Origin of the sequence: Streptococcus troglodytae, from assembly GCF_002355215.1 — a bacterium.
Taxonomy (GTDB): domain Bacteria; phylum Bacillota; class Bacilli; order Lactobacillales; family Streptococcaceae; genus Streptococcus; species Streptococcus troglodytae.
Map to the genome: position 1 here is coordinate 19,311 of NZ_AP014612.1, position 26,571 is coordinate 45,881.

Below are 26,571 nucleotides of genomic sequence, written 5' to 3' on the forward strand. Positions count from 1 at the left end.
TTGTTTAAGACAAGGAAGTCTATAAAATACGATGGTTCATTGACAATTGAATAGCTAGAAAGAGCCCTATAGCGCAGCTATAGGGACAACACGAAAGAAACCGAGACGCTGCAAAGCCAAAGAAACGAGAAAATAAGGTTAAGTTAATAAGGGCGCACGGTGGATGCCTAGGCACTAGGAGCCGAAGAAGGACGTGACGAACGACGACATGCTTTGGGGAGCTGTAAGTAAGCCTTGATCCAGAGATATCCGAATGGGGGAACCCGGCAGGTTAAGCCTGTCACTCATTACTGTTAAGGTAATGCAGAGGAAGACGCAGTGAACTGAAACATCTCAGTAGCTGCAGGAAGAGAAAGCAAGAGCGATTGCCCCAGTAGCGGCGAGCGAAGAGGCAAGAGGGCAAACCAGAGTGTTTACACTCTGGGGTTGTAGGACTGCACAAAAGCAGCCAAGGGAATAGAAGAAGACTCTGGGAAGAGTCGCCAGAGAGAGTAAGAGCCTCGTATTTGAAATTCACTTGATGCCAAGCAGGATCCTGAGTACGGCGGGACACGAGGAATCCCGTCGGAATCTGGGAGGTCCATCTCCCAACCCTAAATACTCCCTAGTGACCGATAGTGAACCAGTACCGTGAGGGAAAGGTGAAAAGTACCCCGGAAGGGGAGTGAAAGAGAACCTGAAACCGTGTGCTTACAAGAAGTTCGAGCCCGTTAATGGGTGAGAGCGTGCCTTTTGTAGAATGAACCGGCGAGTTATGTTTACGTGCGAGGTTAAGTTGAAGAGACGGAGCCGTAGGGAAACCGAGTCTGAAAAGGGCGGCAGAGTACGTAGATGTAGACCCGAAACCAAGTGACCTACCCATGAGCAGGTTGAAGGTGCGGTAAAACGCACTGGAGGACCGAACCAGGACACGTTGAAAAGTGTTTGGATGACTTGTGGGTAGCGGAGAAATTCCAAACGAACTTGGAGATAGCTGGTTCTCTCCGAAATAGCTTTAGGGCTAGCGTCGGTCGTGAGACTCTTGGAGGTAGAGCACTGTTTGATTGAGGGGTCCATCCCGGATTACCAATCTCAGATAAACTCCGAATGCCAACGAGTTAAGACCGGCAGTCAGACTGCGAGTGCTAAGATCCGTAGTCGAAAGGGAAACAGCCCAGACCACCAGCTAAGGTCCCCAAATAATTGTTAAGTGGAAAAGGATGTGGGGTTGCACAGACAACTAGGATGTTAGCTTAGAAGCAGCTATTCATTCAAAGAGTGCGTAATAGCTCACTAGTCGAGTGACCCTGCGCCGAAAATGTACCGGGGCTGAAACAATTTACCGAAGCTGTGGATCCCTTAGGGGATGGTAGGAGAGCGTTCTATGTGCGCAGAAGGTGTACCGCAAGGAGCGCTGGAGTGCATAGAAGTGAGAATGCCGGTATGAGTAGCGCAAGACAGGTGAGAATCCTGTCCACCGTAAGACTAAGGATTCCAGGGGAAGGCTCGTCCGCCCTGGGTTAGTCGGGACCTAAGGAGAGACCGAAAGGTGTATCCGATGGGCAACAGGTTGATATTCCTGTACTAGAGTATTGAGTGAAGGAGGGACGCAGGAGGCTAACTAAACCAGACGATTGGAAATGTCTGGTCAAGCAGTGAGGTGTGATATGAGTCAAATGCTTATATCTATAACATTGAGCTGTGATGGGGAGCGAAGTTTAGTAGCGAAGTTAGTGATGTCACACTGCCAAGAAAAGCTTCTAGCGTTAATGAATACTCTACCCGTACCGCAAACCGACACAGGTAGTCGAGGCGAGTAGCCTCAGGTGAGCGAGCGAACTCTCGTTAAGGAACTCGGCAAAATGGCCCCGTAACTTCGGGAGAAGGGGCGCTGGCTATAAGGTCAGCCGCAGTGAAAAGGCCCAAGCAACTGTTTATCAAAAACACAGCTCTCTGCGAAATCGCAAGATGAAGTATAGGGGGTGACGCCTGCCCGGTGCTGGAAGGTTAAGAGGAGCGCTTAGACATTTGTCGAAGGTGTGAATTGAAGCCCCAGTAAACGGCGGCCGTAACTATAACGGTCCTAAGGTAGCGAAATTCCTTGTCGGGTAAGTTCCGACCCGCACGAAAGGCGTAATGATTTGGGCACTGTCTCAACGAGAGACTCGGTGAAATTTTAGTACCTGTGAAGATGCAGGTTACCCGCGACAGGACGGAAAGACCCCATGGAGCTTTACTGCAGTTTGATATTGCGTATCTGTTACACATGTACAGGATAGGTAGGAGCCAAGGAAGAGTGAACGCTAGTTTACTTGGAGGCGCTGTTGGGATACTACCCTTGTGTGATGGCTACTCTAACCCGGTAGGTTGATCATCTACGGAGACAGTGTCTGACGGGCAGTTTGACTGGGGCGGTCGCCTCCTAAAGCGTAACGGAGGCGCCCAAAGGTTCCCTCAGACTGGTTGGAAATCAGTCGCAGAGTGTAAAGGTATAAGGGAGCTTGACTGCGAGACGGACAGGTCGAGCAGGGACGAAAGTCGGGCTTAGTGATCCGGTGGTACCGCATGGAAGGGCCATCGCTCAACGGATAAAAGCTACCCTGGGGATAACAGGCTTATCTCCCCCAAGAGTTCACATCGACGGGGAGGTTTGGCACCTCGATGTCGGCTCGTCGCATCCTGGGGCTGTAGTCGGTCCCAAGGGTTGGGCTGTTCGCCCATTAAAGCGGCACGCGAGCTGGGTTCAGAACGTCGTGAGACAGTTCGGTCCCTATCCGTCGCGGGCGAAGGAAATTTGAGAGGATCTGCTCCTAGTACGAGAGGACCAGAGTGGACTTACCGCTGGTGTACCAGTTGTTCTGCCAAGAGCATGGCTGGGTAGCTAAGTAGGGAGGGGATAAACGCTGAAAGCATCTAAGTGTGAAGCCCCCCTCAAGATGAGATTTCCCATAACATCAAGTTAGTAAGAGCCCTGAGAGAAGAACAGGTAGATAGGTTGGGAGTGGAAGCGTTGTGAGACGTGAAGCGGACCAATACTAATCGCTCGAGGACTTATCCAAAAATAAGTTACTAAAGGCGTAAAATCCGCCTGAAAAATAGGAAATGGGTGCAGTGTTCGATGAACACCAGACCATTTCTCTTTTTTCCAAGGATTTAGCCCGAGTACAATTCCTTAAGTAAAGGAAGCAGGCGCAGCGTTGGTTTTAGTGGCTAGCTATTCAATCGTGAGTGAGCGATCACGCTTGTTAAGTGATGATAGCCTAGGGGAGACACCTGTATCCATGCCGAACACAGCAGTTAAGCCCTAGCACGCCTGAAGTAGTTGGGGGTTGCCCCCTGTGAGATAGGGTCGTCGCTTAGCAAGAGGGAGTTTAGCTCAGTTGGGAGAGCATCTGCCTTACAAGCAGAGGGTCAGCGGTTCGAGCCCGTTAACTCCCATATTTAGAAGGTCCCGTGGTGTAGCGGTTATCACGTCGCCCTGTCACGGCGAAGATCGCGGGTTCGATTCCCGTCGGGACCGTCTTTTTCTGAAAGGAGAGGGAGGACGACTCGTTAGCTCAGTTGGTAGAGCATTTGACTTTTAATCAAAGGGTCACTGGTTCGAGCCCAGTACGGGTCATCAAGAGAAGCGGGTGTGGCGGAATTGGCAGACGCACCAGATTTAGGATCTGGCGCTTAAGGGCGTGGGGGTTCAAGTCCCTTCACCCGCATATAGAGGAGATAGGCCGGCTTAGCTCAGTTGGTAGAGCATCTGATTTGTAATCAGAGGGTCGCGTGTTCAAGTCATGTAGCCGGCATTGCGAACGTAGTTCAGTGGTAGAACATCACCTTGCCAAGGTGGGGGTCGCGGGTTCGAATCCCGTCGTTCGCTTTAGGAGGCCGGGGTGGCGGAACTGGCAGACGCACAGGACTTAAAATCCTGCGAAGGGTAACCTTCGTACCGGTTCGATTCCGGTCCTCGGCATAAATAAGAAGGAGCACCCTTGGCTCAACTGGATAGAGTACCTGACTACGAATCAGGCGGTTGCAGGTTCGAATCCTGCAGGGTGCATGAGTGGCGTTAGTAAAGGACTAGCACACTTTGAAGATGAGGGAGCGGTATTACGGGAAGTAGCTCAGCTTGGTAGAGTACTTGGTTTGGGACCAAGGGGTCGCAGGTTCGAATCCTGTCTTCCCGATTATTGGCGGTGTAGCTCAGCTGGCTAGAGCGTCCGGTTCATACCCGGGAGGTCGGGGGTTCGATCCCCTTCGCCGCTATAAATTATGTGGATGTTTTGGACCTTTAGCTCAGCTGGTTAGAGCACTCGGCTCATAACCGAGCGGTCGTAGGTTCGAGTCCTACAAGGTCCATATTATATCTCTGCGGAGGATTACCCAAGTCCGGCTGAAGGGAACGGTCTTGAAAACCGTCAGGCGTGTAAAAGCGTGCGTGGGTTCGAATCCCACATCCTCCTTTATAGACATATCGCGGGATGGAGCAGTTAGGTAGCTCGTCGGGCTCATAACCCGAAGGTCGTAGGTTCAAATCCTGCTCCCGCAATATAAGAGAAAGGCTCGGTAGCTCAGTTGGTAGAGCAATGGATTGAAGCTCCATGTGTCGGCGGTTCGATTCCGTCTCGCGCCATTTAGCGGGTGTAGTTTAGTGGTAAAACTACAGCCTTCCAAGCTGTTGTCGCGAGTTCGATTCTCGTCACCCGCTTTTCTTTTATAAAAGATAAACCAAGCATAGGCTTGGGCGCGTAGCTCAGCTGGTTAGAGCGCACGCCTGATAAGCGTGAGGTCGGTGGTTCGAGTCCACTCGTGCCCATATATATTTGGAGAATTACTCAAGAGGCTGAAGAGGACGGTTTGCTAAATCGTTAGGTCGGGAAACCGGCGCGGGGGTTCGAATCCCCCATTCTCCGTAGTAAACGAGATTATCTATTGATATCTCGTTTTAATTATATGTTTGTGTGCGGGTGGGATGAGATGAAAAAAAAGAGATTGTCACGTTTTATTGTATTTGTTATCACGGTATTATTAACAATTTCAATAGGACTTTTTTTTATTTTCCAAGATTCTGTTATTATAAAATCGGTATCAAAGCCTGTTAATTTAGTTGTTTCTAGCGCTGATGAGATCGTACATTGGCCTTTTCAATTAATTGATAATACTAAGCATTTGTTTAAAACTAATTCAGAAAATCAAACATTAAAGCGTAAGTTAGAAAAATTTGAAGGACAAAAAGGTGATTTAGAGAGATTAAAAGAAGAAAACACAGCACTTCGTAAGACTTTAAAAATTAAAGAAAATTTCCCTGATCTAACTGTTTTATCCTCTAAAGTTATTGTTCGTTCCCCGGTTTCTTGGTTAGATATATTAACTATAGATTTAGGAAAAAATGATGGGGTGACAAAAAATATGTTAGCCCTTTCAAATGGTAATTTAGTGGGGAAAATTACTCAAGTTACTGCTACCTCTAGTTCCGTAAAACTACTTTCCAATACTAAAAGCATTGATGAAATTCCAGTCAAAATTGCAAGCCAAAAGGGTGATGTTTTTGGCATTTTAACACATTATGATCCTAAAACCAGTACTTTTGAAATTACTCAATTAACCTCCTCCTTAGATGTTAAGAAAGGGGACAGTGTTACAACGAGTGGCTTAGATGGACAAAGTGTTGAAGGTGTGTCTGTTGGTAAGGTTGTATCTGAAGAAAATAATTCAAACAATCTTTCTCGGAAGATTTTCGTTAAACCAGCGGTAGATTTATCTGATATCTCCCATGTAACTTTAGTAGGTGATTAATATGTCCATCTTTAAAAATAAACTATTTGTCATTTTATTTGCCTTTCTTATGTTACTTGTAGATGGGCATTTATCTTTATTATCACGAATCTTATTTCAAAATCAGTTTATCGTGTCAAGTCATTTTTTATTCATTGTGTTATTATTTTATACTCTTGTATTCAATCCTTATTTTATTTTTGGACTTGCCTGTGTTTTAGGAATTATTTATGATTTTTATTATTTAGGAATATATAATTTTGGAATTGCAACTGTGTTGTATCCTTTAACAATTGTTATTATGTTTAAATTGTGGAAACATATTCCAAATGGTCCTGTTCAACGCTTTCTAGTTTTTTTATTCTAATCTTTTTCTTGATTTTGCTAGTATTGGTATGGCCTATTTATATCAATTGACAGCTTATCCTTTAAATGATTTTATCACTTACAATTTAGCACCTTCCTTAATTTTTAATATACTGGCTTTTCTCTTCTTTCAAAAGCTTTTAGAAAGGATTTACTCATGAAAGGCGATATTAAAGCATTTTAAATAAAAATGTAATAATGACGTAATATACGAAAAGGTTTTTTTTGATATAATTATAAAGTCTTATCGAAAAAGGAGTTATATTTGTAATGAAAAAAAGAATTTTATCAGCAGTTTTAGTGAGTGGTGTAACTCTTAGTTCTGCGACAACATTATCAGCTGTAAAAGCTGATGACTTTGATGCGCAGATTGCGTCACAAGATTCTAAAATTAACAATTTGACCGCACAACAACAAGCAGCACAAGCACAAGTTAATACGATTCAAGGACAAGTAAGTGCTTTACAGACACAACAAGCTGAATTACAAGCTGAAAATCAAAGACTTGAAGCTCAGTCTGCTACTTTGGGTCAACAAATTCAAACACTTTCAAGCAAAATTGTTGCACGTAATGAATCTTTGAAGCAACAAGCTCGTAGTGCTCAAAAAAGTAATGCAGCTACCAGCTATATTAATGCTATCATTAATTCAAAATCAGTTTCTGATGCTATTAATCGTGTTTCAGCTATTCGTGAAGTTGTATCTGCTAATGAAAAAATGCTGCAACAACAAGAGCAAGATAAAGCAGCTGTTGAGCAAAAACAACAAGAAAATCAAGCAGCAATCAATACTGTTGCAGCTAATCAAGAGACAATTGCTCAAAATACAAATGCTTTAAATACACAACAAGCTCAATTGGAAGCAGCTCAACTAAACTTGCAAGCTGAATTGGCTACTGCACAAGATCAAAAAGCTACTTTAGTTGCTCAAAAAGCGGCAGCAGAGGAAGCTGCACGCCAAGCAGCTGCAGCACAAGCAGCTGCAGAAGCTAAGGCCGCAGCAGAAGCTAAAGCATTACAAGAACAAGCAGCGCAAGCACAGGCAGCAGCAAATAACAATACTCAAGCGACAGATGCTTCTGACCAACAAGCAGCCGCAGCTGATAACACTCAAGCAGCACAAACAGGTGATTCAACTGAGCAGTCAGCAGCGCAAGCAGTAAATAATTCTGCTCAAGAAGGTACTGCAGCAACAGAAGCACAATCATCAGCTTCTAGTGCTTCGACAGCGGCTGTAGCAGCTAATACTTCTTCTGCTAATACATATCCAGCAGGGCAATGTACTTGGGGTGTTAAATCATTGGCTCCTTGGGTAGGAAACTACTGGGGTAATGGTGGACAATGGGCAGCAAGTGCAGCAGCTGCAGGATATAGAGTTGGTTCTACACCTTCAGCTGGAGCTGTGGCTGTATGGAATGATGGCGGTTATGGACACGTTGCTTATGTTACAGGTGTTCAAGGTGGCCAAATTCAAGTTCAAGAAGCTAACTATGCAGGTAACCAATCTATTGGTAACTACCGTGGTTGGTTTAATCCAGGTAGTGTAAGCTATATCTATCCAAACTAATTTAATATTATAAAGGCTCATTGTCAACTGTAGTGGGTGACTTATAACGAACACCTAGAGAGAACAATGTTTGTTCTCTCTTTTTTGATGTTCAAAGCGATGAGGATTTTAGTCTTAAAGTTTTTGAAGTTTACGAAAGCCAAAGGCTTGTCGTTTGATGTCTTTGATGAGTTTATTGGCAGCCTCAAGTTTGGCGTTGGAATAGGGATAGTGCAAGGCATTCATGATATAAATCTTGTACTTCATAAAGGTTTTGAAGACCGTTTTGAAAGTAGGGTTTACCATTGACGTGTTGTCATCAATGAGTTCAAAGAATTCAGTCGCTCGCTTTTCTTGAAAATGGAATAGTAAGAGCTGATAAAGGTCGTAGTAATAGCGGAGCTCATCCGATAATTCTAGCGTTTTTTGAACCACTTCACGAGGCGTGAGCGTTTGTCTAAAGGTTCTTGAATAAAAGGATTTATCAGACAGTTTTCGACTGTCTTTCTGAAGAATCCGCCAGTGGTTTTTCATGGCCCGATAGGGGAGGGATTGCTTGTCAAAGACTCTTCATGATGGCAATTCTAGTCGTCATCATAGCCCGGCTTAGGTGTTGAGATGATGTGAGGTCTATCGAGGATGATTTGTGCTTGAGGAAATAATTGCTTGATGAAGGGGATATAGCTTCCAAACATTTCCACGGTCACAAATTTGACCTGTTCCCGAACCTTTCTGGTGTTATAGAAATGGTTCTTGATGGTTGTTTGTCGGTTATTTTCAAGGATAGTGACAATCTGTCTTGTCTCAAAATCCTGAGCGATGAAGGCTAGTTTTCCCTTGTTTCGTGAGAACTCATCCCAGGATAGGACTTTGGGGAGTTTTGAAAACTCTTCAGCGAAGGTGAATTGTTCTAGCTTTCTTTGGACAGCCGAAACAGAAATGTGTAGTTGTTTGGCGATATCAGTATTGGTCAACTGATCTGTGTGCAGCTGAGTCATCTTATCCCACACCAACTTTGGAATCTGACAGTTTTTTTGAACGAGAGGCGTCTCAGAAACGGACACTCTACGACAAGTTTTACACTGAAAGCGGCGCTTTTTAAGTTTTAGGACAGTAGGCACTCCTTGGGCATCGAGGATAGGAAATTTTGACTCCTTTTGGAAGTCGTACTTAATCATAGTTCCTTGACAGTGGGTATAAAGAGGAGCTGGGTAATCCAACTTAGCCTTAATCTCGATACGGGAATGGTACTGCAAGACGAAGAGAATCGTAATATTTTTATCTTTCAATCCGATTAAATCTGTGGTATTTTTAAGATGTTCCATATGAGCCTTTCTAATGATGGTTTGGTCGCTTTTCATTATAAGTCATATGGGACTTTTTGTATGCCATCAAAAAGACCCTATAATTTCCAAAGTGGAGTTACCCACTACAGATATTATAGAGCCATTATAAAAAGGTAAGATTTATCTTATCTTTTTATTTTTCCTTATATTCATCATAATTGGATTGAAAAATTACTCTAAAAACGTTAAAATGAAAGAGGATTAAAACTTTGGAGGATTTATGTCTTATTCTAATTTAAAATTGTTTGCTTTATCTTCAAACAAAGAATTAGCAGAGAAAGTGGCTAAGACTATTGGTATTAGTCTTGGAAAATCAACTGTTCGTCAATTTTCTGATGGAGAAATTCAAGTTAATATTGAAGAATCTATTCGCGGAAACCATGTTTTTATTTTACAGTCAACAAGTTCACCTGTAAATGATAACTTAATGGAAATTTTGATTATGGTTGATGCTCTTAAACGTGCTAGTGCTGAGACTGTCAGTGTTGTCATGCCTTATTATGGTTATGCTCGTCAAGATCGAAAAGCACGTTCGCGTGAACCCATCACCTCCAAGTTAGTTGCTAATATGCTTGCTGTAGCAGGAGTTGATCGTCTTTTGACTGTTGACTTGCATGCAGCACAAATTCAAGGTTTTTTTGATATTCCTGTTGATCATTTGATGGGAGCCCCTTTAATTGCGGATTATTTTGTTCGTCGTGGTATGTGTGGCAGCGACTATGTTGTTGTCAGTCCTGACCATGGAGGTGTGACACGTGCGCGTAAATTAGCCCAATTTCTTCAAACTCCGATAGCAATTATTGATAAACGGCGAAATGTTAACAAAATGAATACGAGTGAAGTCATGAATATCATTGGCAATGTTTCTGGGAAAACGTGTATTTTAATTGATGATATGATTGATACTGCAGGAACAATTGCTCATGCAGCTGATGCTCTTGCTGAAGCAGGTGCTACTGCAGTTTATGCTTCTTGTACACATCCAGTTCTGTCTGGTTCTGCTTTAGATAATATTCAAAATTCGGCTATTGAAAAATTGGTTGTTTTGGATACAATTGACCTTCCTGAAGAAAAATTGATAGATAAAATTGAACAAATTTCAATTACTGATTTGATTTCTGAGGCTATTATTCGTATTCATGAAAAACGACCTCTCTCTCCTTTATTTGAATTTACAACTTTTAACTAGGAATCGCTGAAATAGCGATTTTTTTATAGGATGAAAAACCTGCTTTTTTTTGTATAATAGTGTTAATCTATTTGTAAGGGGTATTTTTATGGATTTGAGTAAACGTTTTAATAAAAATTTAGATAAGATTGAAGTCTCTATGATTCGTCAGTTTGATCAATCTATTTCAGATATTCCAGATGTTTTGAAATTAACTTTGGGTGAACCAGATTTTGCAACTCCAAAACATATTAAAGAGGCCGCTAAAAGGGCAATTGATGCTGATGAAAGTCATTACACAGGAATGGCAGGACTTTTGGCATTGAGGCAGGCAGCTAGTGCTTTTGTAAAAGAAAAATATCATCTTACCTATAATCCTGATAATGAAGTTTTAGTAACAATTGGAGCTACAGAAGCCTTATCAGCTAGTTTAACAGCTATTTTGGAACCTGGTGATAAAGTGCTTTTGCCTGCACCAGCTTATCCCGGTTATGAGCCTGTTGTTAATTTGGTTGGGGCTGAAGTAGTTGAGATTGATACCAGATCTAATGATTTTGTCCTAACACCAGAGATGCTTGAAGAGGCTATTTTAAAAGAAGGAGAGGCTCTTAAGGCTGTTATTCTCAACTATCCAACCAACCCAACAGGAGTAACTTATTCGCGCCAGCAAATCAAAAATTTGGCTGAGGTTCTTAAAAAATATCCTATCTTTGTCATCAGTGATGAAGTTTATGCTGAGCTGACTTATACAGGAGAATCTCATGTTTCTATTGCTGAGTATTTGCCTGATCAAACGATTTTGATTTCTGGTTTATCGAAATCACATGCCATGACAGGTTGGCGTTTGGGCTTGATTTTTGCACCGACTGTTTTGACAGCACAGTTGATTAAGAGTCATCAGTATTTGGTAACTGCAGCGACCACCAGTGTACAATTTGCTGCTATAGAAGCTTTGACCAATGGTAAAGATGATGCTCTGCCAATGAAAGGAGAATATATTAAGCGCCGTGATTATATCATTGAAAAAATGGAAGCAATGAAGTTTAAAATCATCAAACCTGATGGTGCTTTTTATATCTTTGCTAAAATACCAGTTGCGCAAGGACAAGATTCCTTTAAGTTCCTACAAGATTTTGCTAAAGAGAAGGCAGTAGCTTTTATTCCTGGTGTTGCTTTTGGAAAATATGGAGAAGGTTACTTACGAATTTCTTATGCAGCAAGCATGGAGACTATAAAAGAAGCGATGAAACGCCTTAAAGAATTTATGGAGCAGTATGCAGACTAAAGAAACAAGAGGTTTAGTGCTTTATAATCGGCAATTTAGAGAAGATGATAAGCTGGTTAAAATTTTTACGGAAACTTCCGGCAAACATATGTTTTTTGTGCGTCATGCTACTAATTCAAAATTGTCTTCTGTCATTCAACCATTGATTCTAGCTGATTTTATTTTAAAAATTAATAATCATGGACTTTCTTATATTGAAGATTATAAGGGAGTCTCTCTTTTTAAGGAAATTAATGCAGATATTTATAAATTAGCTTATGCTACTTACCTTGTGTCTTTGGCTGATGCTGCTATTTCAGATGCTGTCTATGATGCCCCTCTTTTTGCTTTTTTAATTAAGACCCTAGAATTGATGGATGAAGGTCTTGATTATGAAATATTGACCAATATTTTTGAAATCCAAATTTTAGATCGCTTTGGCGTTCAGCTTAATTTTCATGACTGTGTTTTTTGCCATCGTGTCGGTTTAGCTTTTGATTTTTCACATCGCTATTCAGGTCTTCTGTGCCCTGAACATTATGAAAAAGATGTTTATCGTAGTCACTTAGATCCTAATGTCCCTTACCTTTTGAATCAATTTCAAACTTTACATTTTGATAGCTTAAAGACCATTTCAGTTAAACCTGACATGAAACAAAAGCTGAGAAAATTTATTGATGAAGTTTATGAGGACTATATTGGTCTTCGTCTCAAAAGTAAAAATTTATTGATGATTTAGATCACTGGGGACAAGTTATGAAATAAAGGAAAATTTCGAAAAAGAGACACTTTTGATGATAGGCATTTAAAATCACTAAGTTTGTCATGAAAAAAATGATATGCTAAAATAATTGATTATTAATAAAAAGTTGCCTTAATTTTGCTGAATTGTTTATTTGTTATTTTTTGTAACGTTTAAGGTCCTTTTATTCATGGTATAATTAAGAATAACTATAACGAGGAGTTGGATTATGAAGAAAATTGCAGTTGATGCTATGGGTGGAGACAATGCCCCTCAAGCTATTGTCGAAGGAGTTAATCAGGCTTTAGCAGATTTTTCAGATATTGAAATTCAACTCTATGGTGATGAAGCAAAAATTAAAACCTATTTAAAAGCAAATGATCGTGTGTCTATTATCCATACGGATGAAAAAATTCATTCAGATGACGAACCTGTAAAGGCTATTCGGAAGAAAAAACAGGCTTCAATGGTTTTAGGAGCACAGGCTGTTAAAGATGGTAAGGCTGATGCAGTTCTTTCTGCTGGGAATACAGGGGCTTTGCTAGCTGCTGGACTTCTTGTTGTTGGACGTATCAAAAATATTGATCGTCCTGGTTTGATGTCATCACTTCCTACGATTGATGGTAAAGGATTTGATATGCTTGATTTAGGAGCTAATGCTGAAAATACAGCTCATCATTTGCATCAATATGCTATTCTTGGCTCTTTTTATGCTAAGAATGTCGGAGGTATTGATCATCCGCGGATTGGGCTACTTAATAATGGTACAGAAGCAACTAAGGGAGATCCACTACGTAAGGAAACCTTTGCTCTTTTAGCAGCAGATGAAACCCTCAATTTTATAGGAAATGTTGAAGCACGTGATTTAATGAACGGTGTCGCAGATGTTGTCGTAACAGATGGTTTCACGGGAAACGCTGTTTTGAAATCCATTGAGGGGACAGCACTTGGCATTATGGAGCAGTTGAAAACATCTATTAAGCAAGCTGGTTTAAGAGCAAAATTAGGAGCCCTTTTACTCAAAAATAGTCTTTATGATTTGAAAAATTCTTTGGATTATTCAGGTGCGGGTGGGGCTGTTCTTTTCGGTCTTAAGGCTCCTGTTGTTAAATGTCATGGTTCAAGTGATGCTAAATCTGTTTACTACACTATTAAGCAAATCCGAATCATGCTTGAAACTGATGTTATTGGTCAATTAGTAGAAGAATTTTCAAACAGGGGGGACTAAGATGACTAATGAAAAGATTTTTGACAGGATTTCTAATCTTATTAAAGAACAGCTGCACAATGAAAAAATAGAAGTTACGATGAAGACCAATATTCAAGAGGACTTAGGAATTGATTCCATTGCACTTATGGAGTTTATCATTACGCTTGAAGATGAATTTAATCTGAACATTCCTGATGAAGATGTGGAAGATATTCAGACCATGGGAGAATTGGTCGACTATCTTTCAAGGCGTTTAAAGCGTTCTTAGATAAATAATACTAATATTGTTAATAATGGAGGGTTTAGTTATATGAAGACTAAATCCTTTTTTTAAATTTCTCAGGTGACATTTTTGTCACTATTTTTTTTACACTAGCACTTTTATAATAATATCATAGCTTGAAGGAATCATCTGATAGCTAATAATTCTAGAATTAAATTTTGCAGAAGGGAGAAAACTCATGATTGAAAACAAAATGAATTTTGTGGAATTGTCAGTTGAAGAGTTGGCTGCTATTGAAGGTGGTTTTAACCCATTTAAAGCAATTGGTGATGCAGCTCATGATTTTGCAAAAGGTTTCCAGCGCGGCTGGTAAGCTAAAACATGAAGACAGTTCGTTAGACAAACTTATTGGAGGTAAACAATGGAAGTTTCATATCAAACATTGACAATGAATGAATTGTCAGAACTCATCGGCGGAAACGCCTTTGAAACTGCAGGCTATTATACAGGCAAAGCAGCACATGCCGTCTACGATTTTGGCCGCGGTGTTATTGCTGGTATCTAAGAAATTATTATCTAGGAGGACATAAGAATGAACATGACAACTCTTGAAAACTATGAAAAGATTGATTCAGAAGAATTAGCAGAAATTATTGGTGGTATCACAGCTTATCAAGCTGGTTATGCTGCCGGACGTGCAATTGCTGTTGCAGCTACTGTAGCTACTTTTGCTGCTTTATAAGGTATAAAAATATGAGTAAAAAATTATTTGCATGGCTTTTTGTCATCGTTGTATCTATTTTAATGATTATCAAACTGATAAGCAGCGGAATAACAGATACGGCCGGCTTATTATTAGGCTTATTTATTATCATTGTTACTACTTTTAAAATAGCAACGAGTAAAATTAGAAGTGGGTATAGTAATGCTGATGACAGCAGCAAATAATATAAGTCTTTACCGTCCGAGCAATTGATATTGCTTGGATGATAAAGATCTATATTATTGGAGGAAAGATGGTTCATCGTATTTTATCATTGATATGGCTGAGAGTCCGTATCATGACAACAAATAAAACTATTTTATATCAAGTGGGGTTTGGTATAGTCTATATTGTTTTAATAAAATATATGTTTGCCTATGATCCGGTCTTGAACAAGGCTAAAGTGCTTTTGTTACTGGTCTGTCTACCTTTTGTTTTATCTCAAGTTATTGGAAGTCCTGTTTTATTTATGACAGCAGAGGAAAAAGAAAAGGGAACCTTAAAAGAGTTGCTACTTAGCGGTGCTGTCAGTTTGGATTATATCTTATCCATTTCTTCTGTCTTGATACTCCTTAGCGGTATGGTTTTATCAGTAACTCCTATTATTGTGAATATTTCTGTTAGACACTATGCTAGTTACTTTTTTATTGGATTGTTAACCTCCGTAGTTGTTATTTTATTTTACTTTTATTTAGGAATAAAGTCTAAAAGCCAAACCAGTATTCAAGTTTTAAATTTCGCAGCAATGCTGCTGTCGGTTGGTCTTCCTCTGATGTTACAGGTGTCTTATGCTGGAAGTCTGGCAAATTTATCATTTATGAGTCTAGAGATGAGGTTTTTATTAAATGAGAATGACTTTAATTGGTCACAGGCAGTCTATCCATTGGCCAGTGTGCTTCTATGGTTTGTCTGGCTGCTGTTTGTTAATATACGGTATTTGAAAAAAATATCTAAAACCATCTAACTCTATTAAAGAAGGGATTAAATATGTTTTCTTCAGAATTAGTCATTCAAGCTGAAAATATTAAAAAATTTTTTTCTAATGATGCAGCTTTGAAAGATATTACCCTGTCTGTACTTGAAGGACAAATTTTTGGTTTTTGGGACCTTCTGGTTCAGGTAAAACAACAACCATTAATATCTTAACCGGACAGTTAGAAGCTGATGCTGGCAAAGCCAGTATTTTAGGGAAACCAGTAAATCGTTTACTGCCTGAAGATTTAGCTAAATTTGGTTTAGTGACAGATAGCAGCGGTTATTATGAAAAACTGACAATGTATGACAATTTGTTATTTTATAAACGATTTTATAAAGTAAAGCAGGCGGTTTTAGATGAGATATTAAAGCGGTTCGGTCTTTATGAGCACAGAAATACTTTGGCCGAGAAACTGTCAATAGGTATGCGGCAGAGGATGCTTTTAGTCAGGGCTCTCATTAAAAATCCTAAAATTTTGTTTTTAGATGAACCAACTTCAGGACTGGATCCGACCATGTCCCGAAAAATACATCAACTATTGTTGCAATTGAAAAAGAGTGGAACGACAATATTTCTAACGACTCATGATATGCAGGAGGCTTCACTTTTGTGTGATAATTTAGTCTTGCTAAATCGGGGAGAAATTATTGAACAAGGCAGTCCAGCAGATTTAGTCAAAAAATATAATCGCCAAAAGAAAATTCAGGTAACTTATTCTGATGGCTCTGAAAAAATCTTTTTTCTCAAAGATTTATCTACCATTGATCATCAGGATCAGATTGAAACACTACATACTTGTGAACCAACTCTTGAGGAAATTTTCCTTAAACTGACGGGGGGAAAGCTTAGTGATTAGTAATGTAAAATCCTTACTCTGGCTTAGACAAAAAATCATTTCATCAAGTAAAAGCATTCGAATTCAAATGTTGCTGCCTTTTTTACTAACTTATCTTTACAGTTTAAACCACTCGGGCTATGAGGCCAAACAATTCAATTTAATGTTGTCAGTATCAATGATTTTAACAATGACAGTTGGCGGTCCTATGCAAATACTTTTGACAGAGGAGAAGGAAAAGAGAACCCTTAAAGAATTGCTGCTTAGTGGTGTTAGGAGTTGGGAGTACATTGTGTCTAGCTTGATTTTTCCCATTATTATTGGCATATCAGCTGTTTTTTAATTCCTCTTCTTTTGAATTTTAAGATTGGACAGATGTTTATTCCCTATACTGTAATAACTTTGATGACAGTTATTGTGGTTGTCTTATTTTATTTATTTTGGGATTGATTGCTAAGGTGCGAACAATATCTCAAGCTTTGGCAATTCCTTCTATGCTTATTATTGTTTTGTTGCCAATGCTGTCTCGTATTAATAGGACAGTTGCTGCTTTTACTGACTATAGTTTTATGGGGCTGGAAACTCAATTATTTTTACATTGGGATCAATTGACTTTGTCCACTAGTCTGATAGCGATACTAAGTTTGAGTTTATGGATAATTGTTTTTTAATTCTTGATACTTTACTCCTTAAGACACTGAAGAAGAATCTTTAGAGAGTTTATTTGTATCTTAACTTACTAGTGTTTAGATGATATAGGCCAAAAACAGCCTATAAATGGATGGATGCAAAGGTATCCTTGTTATGAAAGGAATAGCACAATGACAGTTTTGGAAGTTAAGCAACTTTATTTTCAATTTGGCAGACAAACGGTATTAGATAATGTTTCCTTTTCCTTAGATAAGGGAGACATTGCTGGACTAATTGGAAACAACGGTGCAGGCAAAACAACCCTAATGAAAATTATTTCTGGCATTTTACCGGGTGCTGTTGGAACGTTTGATTTACATACAGATAGTGTGGGGGCACTTATAGAAGCGCCGGCTCTTTACCCATATCTTAGCGTTAAAGAAAACCTAAAATTTTATTGTAATTTATATGGTAAGGACTATGCTATTATTGATCAGTTTAAAAATGACCTTGATGTAGCGGAATATCTTAACAGAAAAACCTCTAAACTTTCACTTGGTATGAGACAGCGCGTAGGATTATTTATTGCCTTAATTGCTTCAAGTGAATTTATTCTGCTTGATGAACCAACCAATGGCTTGGATCCTAGTGGAATTGATAGTTTGCTTAAACTTATCAAGAAGCTGGCGAATCAATATGGTATTACCTTTATTATTTCGAGTCATATTTTAGCGAATCTTGATCAAGTGTGTAATAAGAACTTCTTACTTCGTAATCATCAGTTAACAAGTCTTGATGATGGAGCACATGCGAAATATAAGATTTACAGCGAGGATAGAAGCCTTAAAGATTTAATAGATACCTTAAAGCATCATGATATTGTCTTTGAAAGAAAAAATCATGATATTATTGTTAGTGATCTTCAAGCTGTTCAGGCTGCATTAAATAAGGAAGGGATTACTATCCAATATGAAAAGGCAGGATTGAGTGAGGTATTTTTCGATGAAAACTAAGCAAAGAAGTATATTTTTGAAGCAGGAACTCTTTTCAAAAAGTGTTATTGTCTTTACGGTGCTGACATTATTAATAGGAGCCATTATTATTATTTCTGACGGTTACTGTCATACTCATTATGGTGCTGTCGGTATTATAGGCAGCTATAGATTTTTAGCAGATATTATGTTTGTCTTTCTAGGAGTTTCTAGCTTTGGTAAGGAGTTTCAGTATCGTACCATTAACATGATTCGTGTTAGTAAGTTATCGGGAATTGAAGTGCTTGTACGAAAATGGGTTGATTTTATTCTTCTGGCTTTTATTTCTGCTAGTTTCTTACTTGCGGAATTAGCAATCTATAAGTATGGATATTATCATGTTGAAGTGAATCTAGAAGTCTATGCTAAACATATTTATCTTGATTTTGCTGTTTACGCAGCCTTTATATATGTTTTGTCAACCCTTGTTGTCTTAGTTCTAAAAAACACGTTAACCTCATTTTTGACGGTATACTTTGGAGTTCGGGCTCTTTCATATCTCTGCGTTTACCTTTATAGTTTTGGTCATATCATGAGTAAAATTATGGAAAATGTTCCATTTATCTTTATGGAAGGTGTCTTTGTGAGTGGCAGATCCTTTAGTGTACATCACCTTTTGGTCTTACTGATATGGTCAATTGTATTATTATCTCTCTTACCTCTTGTCTATAGAAAGCGAGCTTTTGTCTGATAAATGTAAGTTCGAGTTCTATTTCATTCACGGTGGAATATCTTTGATAGAATTGTCAAAAAGGCCTGAGGGTCTTTTTGTTTTGAAATGAAAAAATCTATGCTATAATGACAAAGAGTAAAGATTTAAAAAGAGGATAGGCAGTTGAGTATTAAAGAAGATATCGGACTAAGAATCCGTACAGAACGTGAAAAGAAAGGGATGTCCCGAGAAGTTCTTTGTTTAGATGGGGATGAATTGACAGTCCGTCAGCTGCTGCGTATCGAAAATGGGGAATCCCTGCCTTCATTGGAAAAATTAGAATATATTGCACAGCGCTTGGAGACAAGCCTGTCTAATCTACTAGCAGAGGACAATATTGATATTCCAGATGAGTACTATGAACTGAAAAATCGGTTAATAAAGTTTCCTACTTATGGCGATGAAAAGAGAATCGAACAAAAGCTTCAAATGATTGAAGATATTTATGATCGTTATTTTCCAATTTTACCTGAAGAAGAGCTTTTAACGCTAGATATTATTGAGAATATCATGAATTTTGCAAAGCATGAAAAAGGACCAAAGATTGAGGAAATTTTTGAAGATGTTTTTGATCAGGCACAAAAAAGAAAAATTCTCGTCTAATGATTTACTGGTGATTGATTATTACTTCCTGCAAATTTATGGAAAAACATTTTATGATAAAAAGCTCTTTGAAAAAATAGTGCGCAAACTGCTCAAGCAGGAGATATCCAAAGATGATTGCTATAATATAGAATTATTGAATGCTTTAATTACATCTACTAATATCTATATGTTTCATAATGACTATAAGAATATTTTATCTATTATTGAGAAAGCACTACGTTTAACAGAAAAAGCACAGCAGCAGACCTATAAGCCAGGAATCCTCGCGATTAAAGGGAAATATTACTTAAATTATGAGAAAGACAGAAAAAAAGCGACTGCATACTATGATGAGGCGATAGCTTTTGCTTCCATATTGGGTGATTCTGTGCTGGAGCTGGGATTAAAGGAAGAAAAGAAAAAGGATGGGCTGTAAGATGATGATAGTGACAAATCTGTCACTATTTTTTTAGTTATTTAATTAGTAGAATATAATTATCAATGAAAGTAGTTTATAACATGAGAAAAGAAAGGCTTTTATCTTATTGACATCGTTTTGTTTGCCTTTGATTTTAATTCTAATTTAATGAAAAGTATTACTATTACTAGAATGGAAAGGGGACCTATTGACTCGGTATTCTTATATTTCTCAAGGTGATGAGCGTGATTGCGGAGTAGCGGCTTTGGCGATGATCCTGAAGCATTATGGGTCAAAGTATAGTTTGGCTTATCTGAGAGAACTGGCACAGACATCTCGTGAAGGGACATCGGCCTTAGGTTTGATTGAAGCGGCTAAGCAGTTGGGAATGAAGACAAAGGCCATTCGTGCAGATATGCAGTTATTTGATGAAGAGGAGTTGGTCTATCCATTTATTGTGTATGTGGTCAAAAATGAGAGTCTGCAGCATTACTATACTATTTTTGGTCAAAAAAATGGGCAGTTGATCATTGGAGACCCTGACCCAAGCCGTAAGATGGTTACGATGAAACGTGAAGATTTTGTCAAGGAATGGACAGCTGTTGCTTTATTCTTTGAGCCTAATGAAGACTACACGGTTCATAAAGAAAAGATACCGGGCTTGCTCTCCTTTGTTCCTATTCTATTTAAAAAGAAGGATCTGATTGCGACTATTGTAACTCTTAGCTTTGTCGTAACTATCATCAACGTTGCAGGCTCTTACTATTTGCAGGCTATGCTGGATAGTCTGATTCCACGCGCTGCTTACTCAGTACTTAGCATTATTTCGATGGGGCTGTGTGTTGCTTATATTGGACAGCAGATTCTCTCCTTTTTTAAAGACTATTTCTTAAGCAAACTGAGTAATTATTTATCGGCTGAGGTGATTTTGCCCTATATTAAGCATGTTCTGTCTTTGCCAATGAGTTTTTTCACTTCACGGCGGACAGGAGAAATTACTTCTCGATTTGGAGATGCCAGTACCATCATTGATGCTCTGGCTTCAACCATACTTTCGCTCTTTTTGGATGTTACCATTGTACTTACTTTGGCTCTTGCCTTATTTATTCAAAACCATCAACTTTTTGGCTGACTTTAATTGTTGTACCATTATACACTTTGATTATTTTTTCATTTTTTAAATTTTTGAGCAACAGAATTATCAAGTGATGGAGTCTAATAGCCAAGTGAATACTGCCATTATTGATGACCTGCGTGGGATTGAGACATTAAAGTCTTTGCGTGTAGAGGATCGGCGTTATCATTTTATTAAGGAAAAATTTCATGACTACTTAATAAAGTCACTTAAGAAAAGTAAATGGCAGTTAATTCAAACCAGTCTAAAGAGCATCGTTCAATTAGTATTTAATGTTTTAATTCTTTGGTATGGTGCTAATCTTGTGATGCGAAATGAGCTATCTGTTGGACAATTAGTCACCTATAATATGCTGCTGAGTTATTTCACAACGCCATTGACTAACATTATCAATTTACAAGGCAAATTACAACAGGCAAAGGTTGCCAATAAACGGTTACAGGAAGTTTATGTTGTTAGCAAGGAAGAAAGAGGGTATCTAGCTAAGCCAGTCTTTGATCAGCTGATACTGAAAGGAATAGGACATCGTTTTGGCTATCAGCAGGAAACGCTGTGCAATTTAGATTTATCTATTCGATGTGGTGAAAAGATCGCTGTTATGGGGAAAAGCGGTTCTGGAAAAACAACCTTAGCAAAAATTCTTGCAGGCTATTATACTGTTAGCAGCGGTGACTCTTTCTTAGACGGAGATAAGATAGCTTATTCCCAGCTGCACCAATTAGTAACTTATGTGCCACAGCAGTCTTATGTTTTTACAGGAACAATTTTAGATAATTTACTTCTTGGGGTTGAAGGAGACGTAACGGACGATCGCTTAATGGAAGTTTGTTCGATCGCTGAAATTTTAGACGATATCAAGGCAATGCCTTTAGGTTTTTAAACACAGATTTCAGAAGATGGCGGTTTATCTGGTGGTCAAAAACAGCGTTTAGCTGTTACACGTGCTCTCTTAACCAGACAGCCTGTGTTGATTTTTGATGAGGCAACTAGTGGTTTAGATTGTGATACCGAAGAAAAAGTCATTGCCAATTTATTTAAATTGGATCGCACGATTATTTTTATTGCTCACCGAGGCAGTGTTTCTTATTATGCTGATCGAATTGTTGAGATTGACTCTGGAGAGAAAATTAAAGATAGAATAAATCATCGTCCTTTCTCATTTTTGATGGCAACTCTCTGAAATATTGTTCGTTAAATACGAACAATATTTTTGGTTTTATTATAAAGTTTGTAGATTGTTGAATTTGAATTGAGGGTATGTTAAAATAAGATGAATACTTTAGGAAAGGCGAACAATTTGATGGCAAAGGAACTCATTTATTCGGGTAAAGCTAAGGATATTTTGACGACAGAAGACGAAAATGTGATTATTGCTCAATATAAAGACCAAGCGACAGCTTTTAACGGAGTGAAAAAAGAACAAATCGCAGGTAAGGGGCAGCTTAATAATCAGATTTCGTCTTTAATTTTTGAAAAATTAAATGCAGCTGGGGTTGCAACGCATTTTATTAAAAAGATTTCGGAAACAGAACAACTAAATAAAAAAGTTAAGATTATTCCGCTTGAAGTTGTTTTGCGTAATGTGACAGCAGGCTCTTTTTCCAAACGTTTTGGCGTTGAGGAAGGTATTCAGTTGGAGAAGCCAATTGTTGAATTTTACTACAAAAATGATGATTTGGATGATCCTTTTATTAATGATGAACATGTGAAATTTTTAAAGCTTGCTAATGATGAAGACATTGCCTATATTAAAGCTGAAACACGTCGGATAAACAAACTCTTGTCAGATTGGTTCCATCAAATCGGACTTAAATTAATTGATTTTAAATTGGAATTCGGTTTTGATAAAGATGGGAAAATTATCCTAGCAGATGAGTTTTCACCAGATAACTGTCGTCTTTGGGATGCGCAAGGGCATCACATGGACAAAGATGTCTTCCGAAGGGGATTAGGAGAATTAACGGCTGTGTATGAAATGGTATGGGAAAAATTGCAAGAACTTAAGTAAGGATTGAACATGGATAAACGTATTTTTGTTGAGAAAAAAGCTAACTTTGGTGTGAAGTCAGAGTCGCTGGTAAGAGAATTGACTCACAATTTGCAGTTAACATCTTTGAAAAACTTGCGTATTGTGCAGGTTTATGATGTTTTTAATTTGGAAGAAAGCCTATTTGCGCGTGCGCAGAAGTATGTCTTTTCTGAGCAGGTAACAGACACCATTTTAGATGAAGCAGCTGTGCAGGCGGATCTTAACAGCCATGCTTTTTTTACTATCGAAGCTTTGCCGGGTCAGTTTGATCAGCGGGCAGCAAGTTCACAAGAGGCTTTGCTCTTACTTGGCAGTGACAGCAAGGTAACGGTTAATACTGCCCAGCTTTATCTGGTTAATAAGGATATTGATGCAACTGAGTTGGAAGCGGTGAAGCATTATCTTTTGAATCCAGTTGATTCGCGTTTCAAAGATATTACCTTGCCTATTCGTCCGCAGGAATTTTCAGATTCTGACAAAACAATTCCAAATTTGGATTTCTTCAAGACTTATACAGCTGAAGATTTTGCGGTTTACAAGGCGGAGCAAGGTTTGGCTATGGAAGTGGATGACCTTGTTTTCATTCAAGATCATTTTAAATCAATTGGGCGCGTGCCAACAGAAACGGAATTGAAAGTTTTGGATACCTACTGGTCTGACCACTGCCGTCACACGACTTTTGAAACAGAATTGAAAAATATTAACTTTTCAGCTTCTAAGTTCCAAAACAATTGCAGGCGACTTACGACAAATATATTGCCATGCGTGACGAATTGGGACGTTCTAAAAAGCCACAGACGCTTATGGATATGGCGACGATCTTTGGTCGTTATGAGCGTGCCAATGGTCGCTTGGATGACATGGAAGTGTCGGATGAAATTAATGCCTGCTCGGTTGAAATTGAGGTAGATGTAGATGGTACCAAAGAACCTTGGCTGCTCATGTTCAAAAATGAGACCCATAATCACCCAACGGAAATTGAGCCTTTCGGTGGAGCTGCAACTTGTATCGGTGGTGCTATTCGTGACCCGTTGTCAGGTCGTTCTTATGTTTATCAGGCTATGCGTATATCAGGTGCAGGTGACATTACCACACCAATAGCAGAAACACGCACTGGGAAATTGCCGCAACAAGTCATTTCTAAAACGGCGGCGCACGGCTATTCGTCATACGGGAATCAAATAGGACTTGCGACTACCTATGTTAAAGAGTATTTCCATCTAGGCTTCGTTGCTAAGCGTATGGAGCTAGGTGCCGTTGTCGGTGCCGCACCAAAAGAAAATGTCGTTCGTGAAAAACCTAAAGCTGGGGATGTGGTCATCCTTCTTGGTGGAAAAACAGGCCGTGATGGTGTCGGTGGTGCTACAGGCTCATCTAAGGTTCAAACGGTTGAATCGGTTGAGACAGCAGGTGCCGAAGTGCAAAAAGGGAATGCTATTGAAGAGCGTAAGATTCAACGTCTTTTCCGCAATGGCAATGTTACTCGTCTCATCAAGAAATCAAATGACTTTGGTGCTGGCGGCGTCTGTGTGGCTATTGGTGAATTGGCAGATGGTCTTGAAATTGACCTTAACAAAGTGCCACTAAAATATCAAGGTCTTAACGGTACCGAAATTGCCATTTCTGAGTCACAAGAACGCATGTCTGTTGTTGTTCGTCCAAGTGATGTAGACACCTTTATTGCAGCATGTCATAAAGAGAACATTGATGCGGTTGTTGTCGCGACCGTTACTGACAAACCAAACCTTGTCATGACTTGGAATGGTGAAACCATCGTTGACTTGGAGCGTGCTTTCCTTGATACCAACGGAGTGCGTGTGGTTGTTGATGCAAACGTTGTGGATAAGGATGTTGCTCTTCCTGAGGTGCGTACAACGTCAGCAGCAACACTTGAAGCAGACACAGTGAAAGTCTTGTCTGACCTTAACCACGCTAGTCAAAAAGGGTTGCAAACCATCTTTGACAGCTCAGTTGGGCGTTCAACAGTTAATCATCCAATCGGCGGTCGTTATCAAATGACGCCCACTGAAGCTTCTGTGCAAAAATTGCCAGTACAAAATGGTGTCACAACGACAGCTTCTGTCATGGCACAGGGCTTCAATCCTTATATTGCAGAGTGGTCACCTTATCATGGTGCAGCTTACGCTGTTATTGAAGCGACAGCTCGCTTGGTAGCAACAGGTGCTGATTGGTCTCGTGCGCGTTTCTCTTACCAAGAATACTTTGAACGCATGGATAAACAAGCGGATCGCTTTGGTCAGCCAGTAGCTGCTCTGCTTGGTTCGATCGAGGCACAAATCCAACTTGGTTTGCCATCAATCGGTGGTAAGGACTCCATGTCAGGGACCTTTGAAGAATTGACGGTACCGCCAACCTTGGTTGCCTTTGGTGTGACAACAGTAGATAGTCGCCAGGTGCTTTCACCAGAATTCAAGACTGTTGGGGAGAACATTTACTACATCTCAGGTCAAGCTATTTCAGAAAACATTGATTTTGACTTAATCAAAGATAACTTTGCACAATTTGAAGCCATTCAGGCTAAGCATAAGGTGACAGCAGCATCTGCTGTTAAATACGGCGGTGTTCTTGAAAGCCTAGCACTCATGAGCTTTGGTAATCATATTGGTGCTTCTGTAGAATTGACAGAGCTTGACAGCAGCTTGACAGCGCAGCTTGGTGGTTTTGTCTTTACATCTGATGAAGACATTGCTGACGCAGTGAAAATTGGTCAAACCGTAGCAGACTTTACAGTAACTGTCAATGGTGTCAACCTGTCTGCTGCGAAATTACTTGCAGCCTTTGAGGGCAGGTTAGAGGAGGTTTACCCAACCGAGTTTGAACAAGCAACAGACATTCAAGAAGTACCTGCTGTGGTATCTGATGCTGTTATCAAAGCTAAAGAAAGAATTGCACAGCCTCTGGTTTATATCCCAGTTTTCCCTGGTTCCAATTCAGAATATGATTCAGCTAAGGCCTTTGAACAAGCTGGTGCCAAAGTCAACTCAGTGCCATTTGTGACTCTTAATGAAGCAGCGATTGAGGCTTCTGTTGACACTATGGTTGACAACATTGCTAAAGCCAGTATTATCTTCTTTGTCGGTGGCTTCTCAGCGGCAGATGAGCCAGATGGCTCAGCTAAATTTATCGTGAATATCTTGTTGAACCAAAAAGTTCGCGCAGCTATTGATGCCTTTATTGAAAAAGGTGGCCTCATCATCGGTATCTGTAATGGGTTCCAAGCTCTTGTTAAATCAGGTCTTCTTCCATATGGTAACTTTGAAGATGCAACTGAGATAAGTCCAACTCTTTTCTACAATGATGCTAACCAACACGTAGCTAAGATGGTGGAAACCCGTATCGCTAATACCAACTCTCCATGGTTGGCAGGTGTGAAGGTCGGTGATATTCATGCCATTCCAGTTTCTCACGGTGAAGGGAAATTTGTCGTGACGGCAGAGGAATTTGCAGAACTTCGTGACAATGGTCAAATCTTCAGTCAATACGTTGACTTTGATGGCAAGCCTTCTATGGATTCTAAATACAATCCAAACGGTTCGCTCAACGCTATCGAAGGGATCACCAGCAAGAACGGACAAATCATCGGTAAAATGGGACACTCGGAACGTTATGAAAACGGGCTCTTCCAAAACATACCAGGTAGTAAAGACCAACACTTATTTGAAAGTGCAGTGAAATACTTTACTGGGAAATAGATTACTGCTTGAAAAAGTTTCCTCGAAATATCACCTATGACGATGAGAAGAGATGGCGAGCGAAGCGAGTCAACCCAAGATGTTTTCCGCCGTGGCAAAACACTTATCTTGTTTTACAAGATAAGTGACAGAGAT

General features: G+C 39.5%; 16 protein-coding genes, 17 tRNA genes, 2 rRNA genes and 8 pseudogenes. 42 read left to right on the top strand and 1 reads right to left on the bottom strand.

All coding sequences use genetic code 11. The features are described 5' to 3' along the window. Positions 1 to 136 precede the first annotated feature (136 nt). The 22 genes and pseudogenes from SRT_RS00090 to gbpB all read left to right on the top strand — a co-directional run bounded on the left by SRT_RS00090 (position 137) and on the right by gbpB (position 7,677). Positions 137 to 3,038: ribosomal RNA gene (locus SRT_RS00090) — 23S ribosomal RNA — on the top strand. 186 nt (positions 3,039 to 3,224) lie between these two features. Then, a 5S ribosomal RNA gene (rrf, locus tag SRT_RS00095) occupies positions 3,225 to 3,340 on the top strand. Between the two features lie 4 nt (positions 3,341 to 3,344). Beyond that, positions 3,345 to 3,417, top strand: a tRNA-Val gene (locus tag SRT_RS00100). A gap of 9 nt (positions 3,418 to 3,426) precedes the next feature. Then, positions 3,427 to 3,499 (top strand) — tRNA-Asp (locus SRT_RS00105). Between the two features lie 26 nt (positions 3,500 to 3,525). After that, positions 3,526 to 3,598, top strand: a tRNA-Lys gene (locus SRT_RS00110). A gap of 9 nt (positions 3,599 to 3,607) precedes the next feature. Beyond that, positions 3,608 to 3,689: transfer RNA gene (locus SRT_RS00115), tRNA-Leu, on the top strand. A gap of 14 nt (positions 3,690 to 3,703) precedes the next feature. Further along, positions 3,704 to 3,776, top strand: a tRNA-Thr gene (locus SRT_RS00120). Positions 3,777 to 3,778: 2 nt separating this feature from the next. After that, a tRNA-Gly gene (locus SRT_RS00125) sits at positions 3,779 to 3,850 on the top strand. Between the two features lie 7 nt (positions 3,851 to 3,857). Then, a tRNA-Leu gene (locus tag SRT_RS00130) sits at positions 3,858 to 3,943 on the top strand. A 13-nt stretch (positions 3,944 to 3,956) separates the two neighbouring features. Next, positions 3,957 to 4,030 (top strand) — tRNA-Arg (locus SRT_RS00135). A 53-nt stretch (positions 4,031 to 4,083) separates the two neighbouring features. Then, positions 4,084 to 4,157 (top strand) — tRNA-Pro (locus SRT_RS00140). A 5-nt stretch (positions 4,158 to 4,162) separates the two neighbouring features. Continuing rightward, positions 4,163 to 4,236, top strand: a tRNA-Met gene (locus tag SRT_RS00145). Between the two features lie 19 nt (positions 4,237 to 4,255). Next, positions 4,256 to 4,329: transfer RNA gene (locus SRT_RS00150), tRNA-Ile, on the top strand. Between the two features lie 14 nt (positions 4,330 to 4,343). After that, positions 4,344 to 4,433 (top strand) — tRNA-Ser (locus SRT_RS00155). A gap of 12 nt (positions 4,434 to 4,445) precedes the next feature. Then, positions 4,446 to 4,519, top strand: a tRNA-Met gene (locus SRT_RS00160). 11 nt (positions 4,520 to 4,530) lie between these two features. Beyond that, positions 4,531 to 4,603, top strand: a tRNA-Phe gene (locus SRT_RS00165). A 4-nt stretch (positions 4,604 to 4,607) separates the two neighbouring features. Then, positions 4,608 to 4,678, top strand: a tRNA-Gly gene (locus tag SRT_RS00170). A gap of 34 nt (positions 4,679 to 4,712) precedes the next feature. Continuing rightward, positions 4,713 to 4,786 (top strand) — tRNA-Ile (locus SRT_RS00175). Between the two features lie 9 nt (positions 4,787 to 4,795). Next, positions 4,796 to 4,883, top strand: a tRNA-Ser gene (locus tag SRT_RS00180). Positions 4,884 to 4,947: 64 nt separating this feature from the next. After that, positions 4,948 to 5,766, top strand: coding sequence for a rod shape-determining protein MreC (gene mreC, locus SRT_RS00185; RefSeq protein WP_128832638.1), 819 nt, complete (start codon positions 4,948 to 4,950; stop codon positions 5,764 to 5,766). Between the two features lies 1 nt (position 5,767). Next, a pseudogene (gene mreD / locus SRT_RS00190) lies at positions 5,768 to 6,272 on the top strand (rod shape-determining protein MreD). Between the two features lie 109 nt (positions 6,273 to 6,381). Next, positions 6,382 to 7,677, top strand: a complete 1,296-nt coding sequence (gbpB, locus tag SRT_RS00195) for a glucan-binding protein GbpB (protein ID WP_128832639.1) — start codon at positions 6,382 to 6,384, stop codon at positions 7,675 to 7,677. A gap of 41 nt (positions 7,678 to 7,718) precedes the next feature. On the opposite strand, the pseudogene SRT_RS00200 reads toward gbpB, so the two are convergent. Then, a pseudogene (locus tag SRT_RS00200) lies at positions 7,719 to 8,981 on the bottom strand (ISL3 family transposase). A gap of 241 nt (positions 8,982 to 9,222) precedes the next feature. Here SRT_RS00200 and SRT_RS00205 point away from each other — a divergent pair. The 20 genes and pseudogenes from SRT_RS00205 (at position 9,223) to SRT_RS00295 (ending at position 26,436) form a co-directional block, all read left to right on the top strand. Then, on the top strand, positions 9,223 to 10,191 hold the full coding sequence (locus SRT_RS00205) for a ribose-phosphate diphosphokinase (protein WP_002263139.1): 969 nt from the start codon (positions 9,223 to 9,225) through the stop codon (positions 10,189 to 10,191). A gap of 88 nt (positions 10,192 to 10,279) precedes the next feature. Further along, positions 10,280 to 11,455 (top strand): pyridoxal phosphate-dependent aminotransferase, encoded by a 1,176-nt coding sequence (locus SRT_RS00210; protein WP_128832640.1) that lies wholly within the window; start codon positions 10,280 to 10,282, stop codon positions 11,453 to 11,455. Continuing rightward, positions 11,445 to 12,199: pseudogene (recO, locus tag SRT_RS00215) on the top strand (DNA repair protein RecO). Before SRT_RS00210 ends, recO begins: the two are co-directional and overlap by 11 nt. 206 nt (positions 12,200 to 12,405) lie before the next feature. Further along, the gene (plsX, locus tag SRT_RS00220; protein WP_128832641.1) at positions 12,406 to 13,404 is read left to right on the top strand and encodes a phosphate acyltransferase PlsX; all 999 of its coding nucleotides are present in this window, start codon (positions 12,406 to 12,408) and stop codon (positions 13,402 to 13,404) included. Position 13,405: 1 nt separating this feature from the next. Continuing rightward, the gene (gene acpP / locus SRT_RS00225) at positions 13,406 to 13,654 is read left to right on the top strand and encodes an acyl carrier protein (protein ID WP_128832642.1); all 249 of its coding nucleotides are present in this window, start codon (positions 13,406 to 13,408) and stop codon (positions 13,652 to 13,654) included. A gap of 193 nt (positions 13,655 to 13,847) precedes the next feature. After that, a complete protein-coding gene (locus tag SRT_RS00230) occupies positions 13,848 to 13,982 on the top strand; it encodes a class IIb bacteriocin, lactobin A/cerein 7B family (protein ID WP_223213958.1) in 135 nt (44 codons plus the stop codon). A 48-nt stretch (positions 13,983 to 14,030) separates the two neighbouring features. Then, positions 14,031 to 14,174 (top strand): hypothetical protein, encoded by a 144-nt coding sequence (locus tag SRT_RS10380; protein WP_167373726.1) that lies wholly within the window; start codon positions 14,031 to 14,033, stop codon positions 14,172 to 14,174. A 27-nt stretch (positions 14,175 to 14,201) separates the two neighbouring features. After that, entirely contained in the window at positions 14,202 to 14,351 is a 150-nt protein-coding gene (locus SRT_RS10345) for a ComC/BlpC family leader-containing pheromone/bacteriocin (RefSeq protein WP_154662698.1), read from the top strand. A gap of 11 nt (positions 14,352 to 14,362) precedes the next feature. Next, entirely contained in the window at positions 14,363 to 14,557 is a 195-nt protein-coding gene (locus SRT_RS00235) for a hypothetical protein (RefSeq protein ID WP_128832643.1), read from the top strand. Between the two features lie 38 nt (positions 14,558 to 14,595). Next, positions 14,596 to 15,336 carry a hypothetical protein gene (locus tag SRT_RS00240; protein WP_128832644.1) on the top strand — a complete coding sequence of 247 codons (741 nt, stop codon included), beginning with the start codon at positions 14,596 to 14,598 and terminating at the stop codon, positions 15,334 to 15,336. A 23-nt stretch (positions 15,337 to 15,359) separates the two neighbouring features. Beyond that, positions 15,360 to 16,204, top strand: a pseudogene (locus SRT_RS00245) (ABC transporter ATP-binding protein). Beyond that, the gene (locus SRT_RS00250; protein ID WP_128832645.1) at positions 16,197 to 16,526 is read left to right on the top strand and encodes a hypothetical protein; all 330 of its coding nucleotides are present in this window, start codon (positions 16,197 to 16,199) and stop codon (positions 16,524 to 16,526) included. Before SRT_RS00245 ends, SRT_RS00250 begins: the two are co-directional and overlap by 8 nt. Before the next feature lie 478 nt (positions 16,527 to 17,004). Then, positions 17,005 to 17,826, top strand: a complete 822-nt coding sequence (locus SRT_RS00260) for an ABC transporter ATP-binding protein (RefSeq protein ID WP_128832647.1) — start codon at positions 17,005 to 17,007, stop codon at positions 17,824 to 17,826. Then, complete coding sequence (locus tag SRT_RS00265) at positions 17,816 to 18,535, top strand: hypothetical protein (RefSeq protein WP_128832648.1); 720 nt, start codon at positions 17,816 to 17,818, stop codon at positions 18,533 to 18,535. Before SRT_RS00260 ends, SRT_RS00265 begins: the two co-directional genes overlap by 11 nt. A 144-nt stretch (positions 18,536 to 18,679) precedes the next feature. Next, positions 18,680 to 19,577 (top strand): annotated as a pseudogene (locus SRT_RS00270) (helix-turn-helix domain-containing protein). A gap of 190 nt (positions 19,578 to 19,767) precedes the next feature. Next, complete coding sequence (locus SRT_RS00275; protein ID WP_128832649.1) at positions 19,768 to 20,691, top strand: cysteine peptidase family C39 domain-containing protein; 924 nt, start codon at positions 19,768 to 19,770, stop codon at positions 20,689 to 20,691. 76 nt (positions 20,692 to 20,767) lie between these two features. Continuing rightward, positions 20,768 to 21,013, top strand: a pseudogene (locus SRT_RS11075) (ABC transporter transmembrane domain-containing protein); the annotation flags it as partial. Between the two features lie 279 nt (positions 21,014 to 21,292). Continuing rightward, positions 21,293 to 21,874 (top strand): annotated as a pseudogene (locus SRT_RS00285) (ATP-binding cassette domain-containing protein). A gap of 120 nt (positions 21,875 to 21,994) precedes the next feature. Then, positions 21,995 to 22,702 (top strand): phosphoribosylaminoimidazolesuccinocarboxamide synthase, encoded by a 708-nt coding sequence (gene purC, locus SRT_RS00290; RefSeq protein WP_128832650.1) that lies wholly within the window; start codon positions 21,995 to 21,997, stop codon positions 22,700 to 22,702. A gap of 9 nt (positions 22,703 to 22,711) precedes the next feature. Beyond that, positions 22,712 to 26,436, top strand: a pseudogene (locus SRT_RS00295) (phosphoribosylformylglycinamidine synthase). Positions 26,437 to 26,571 lie beyond the last annotated feature (135 nt).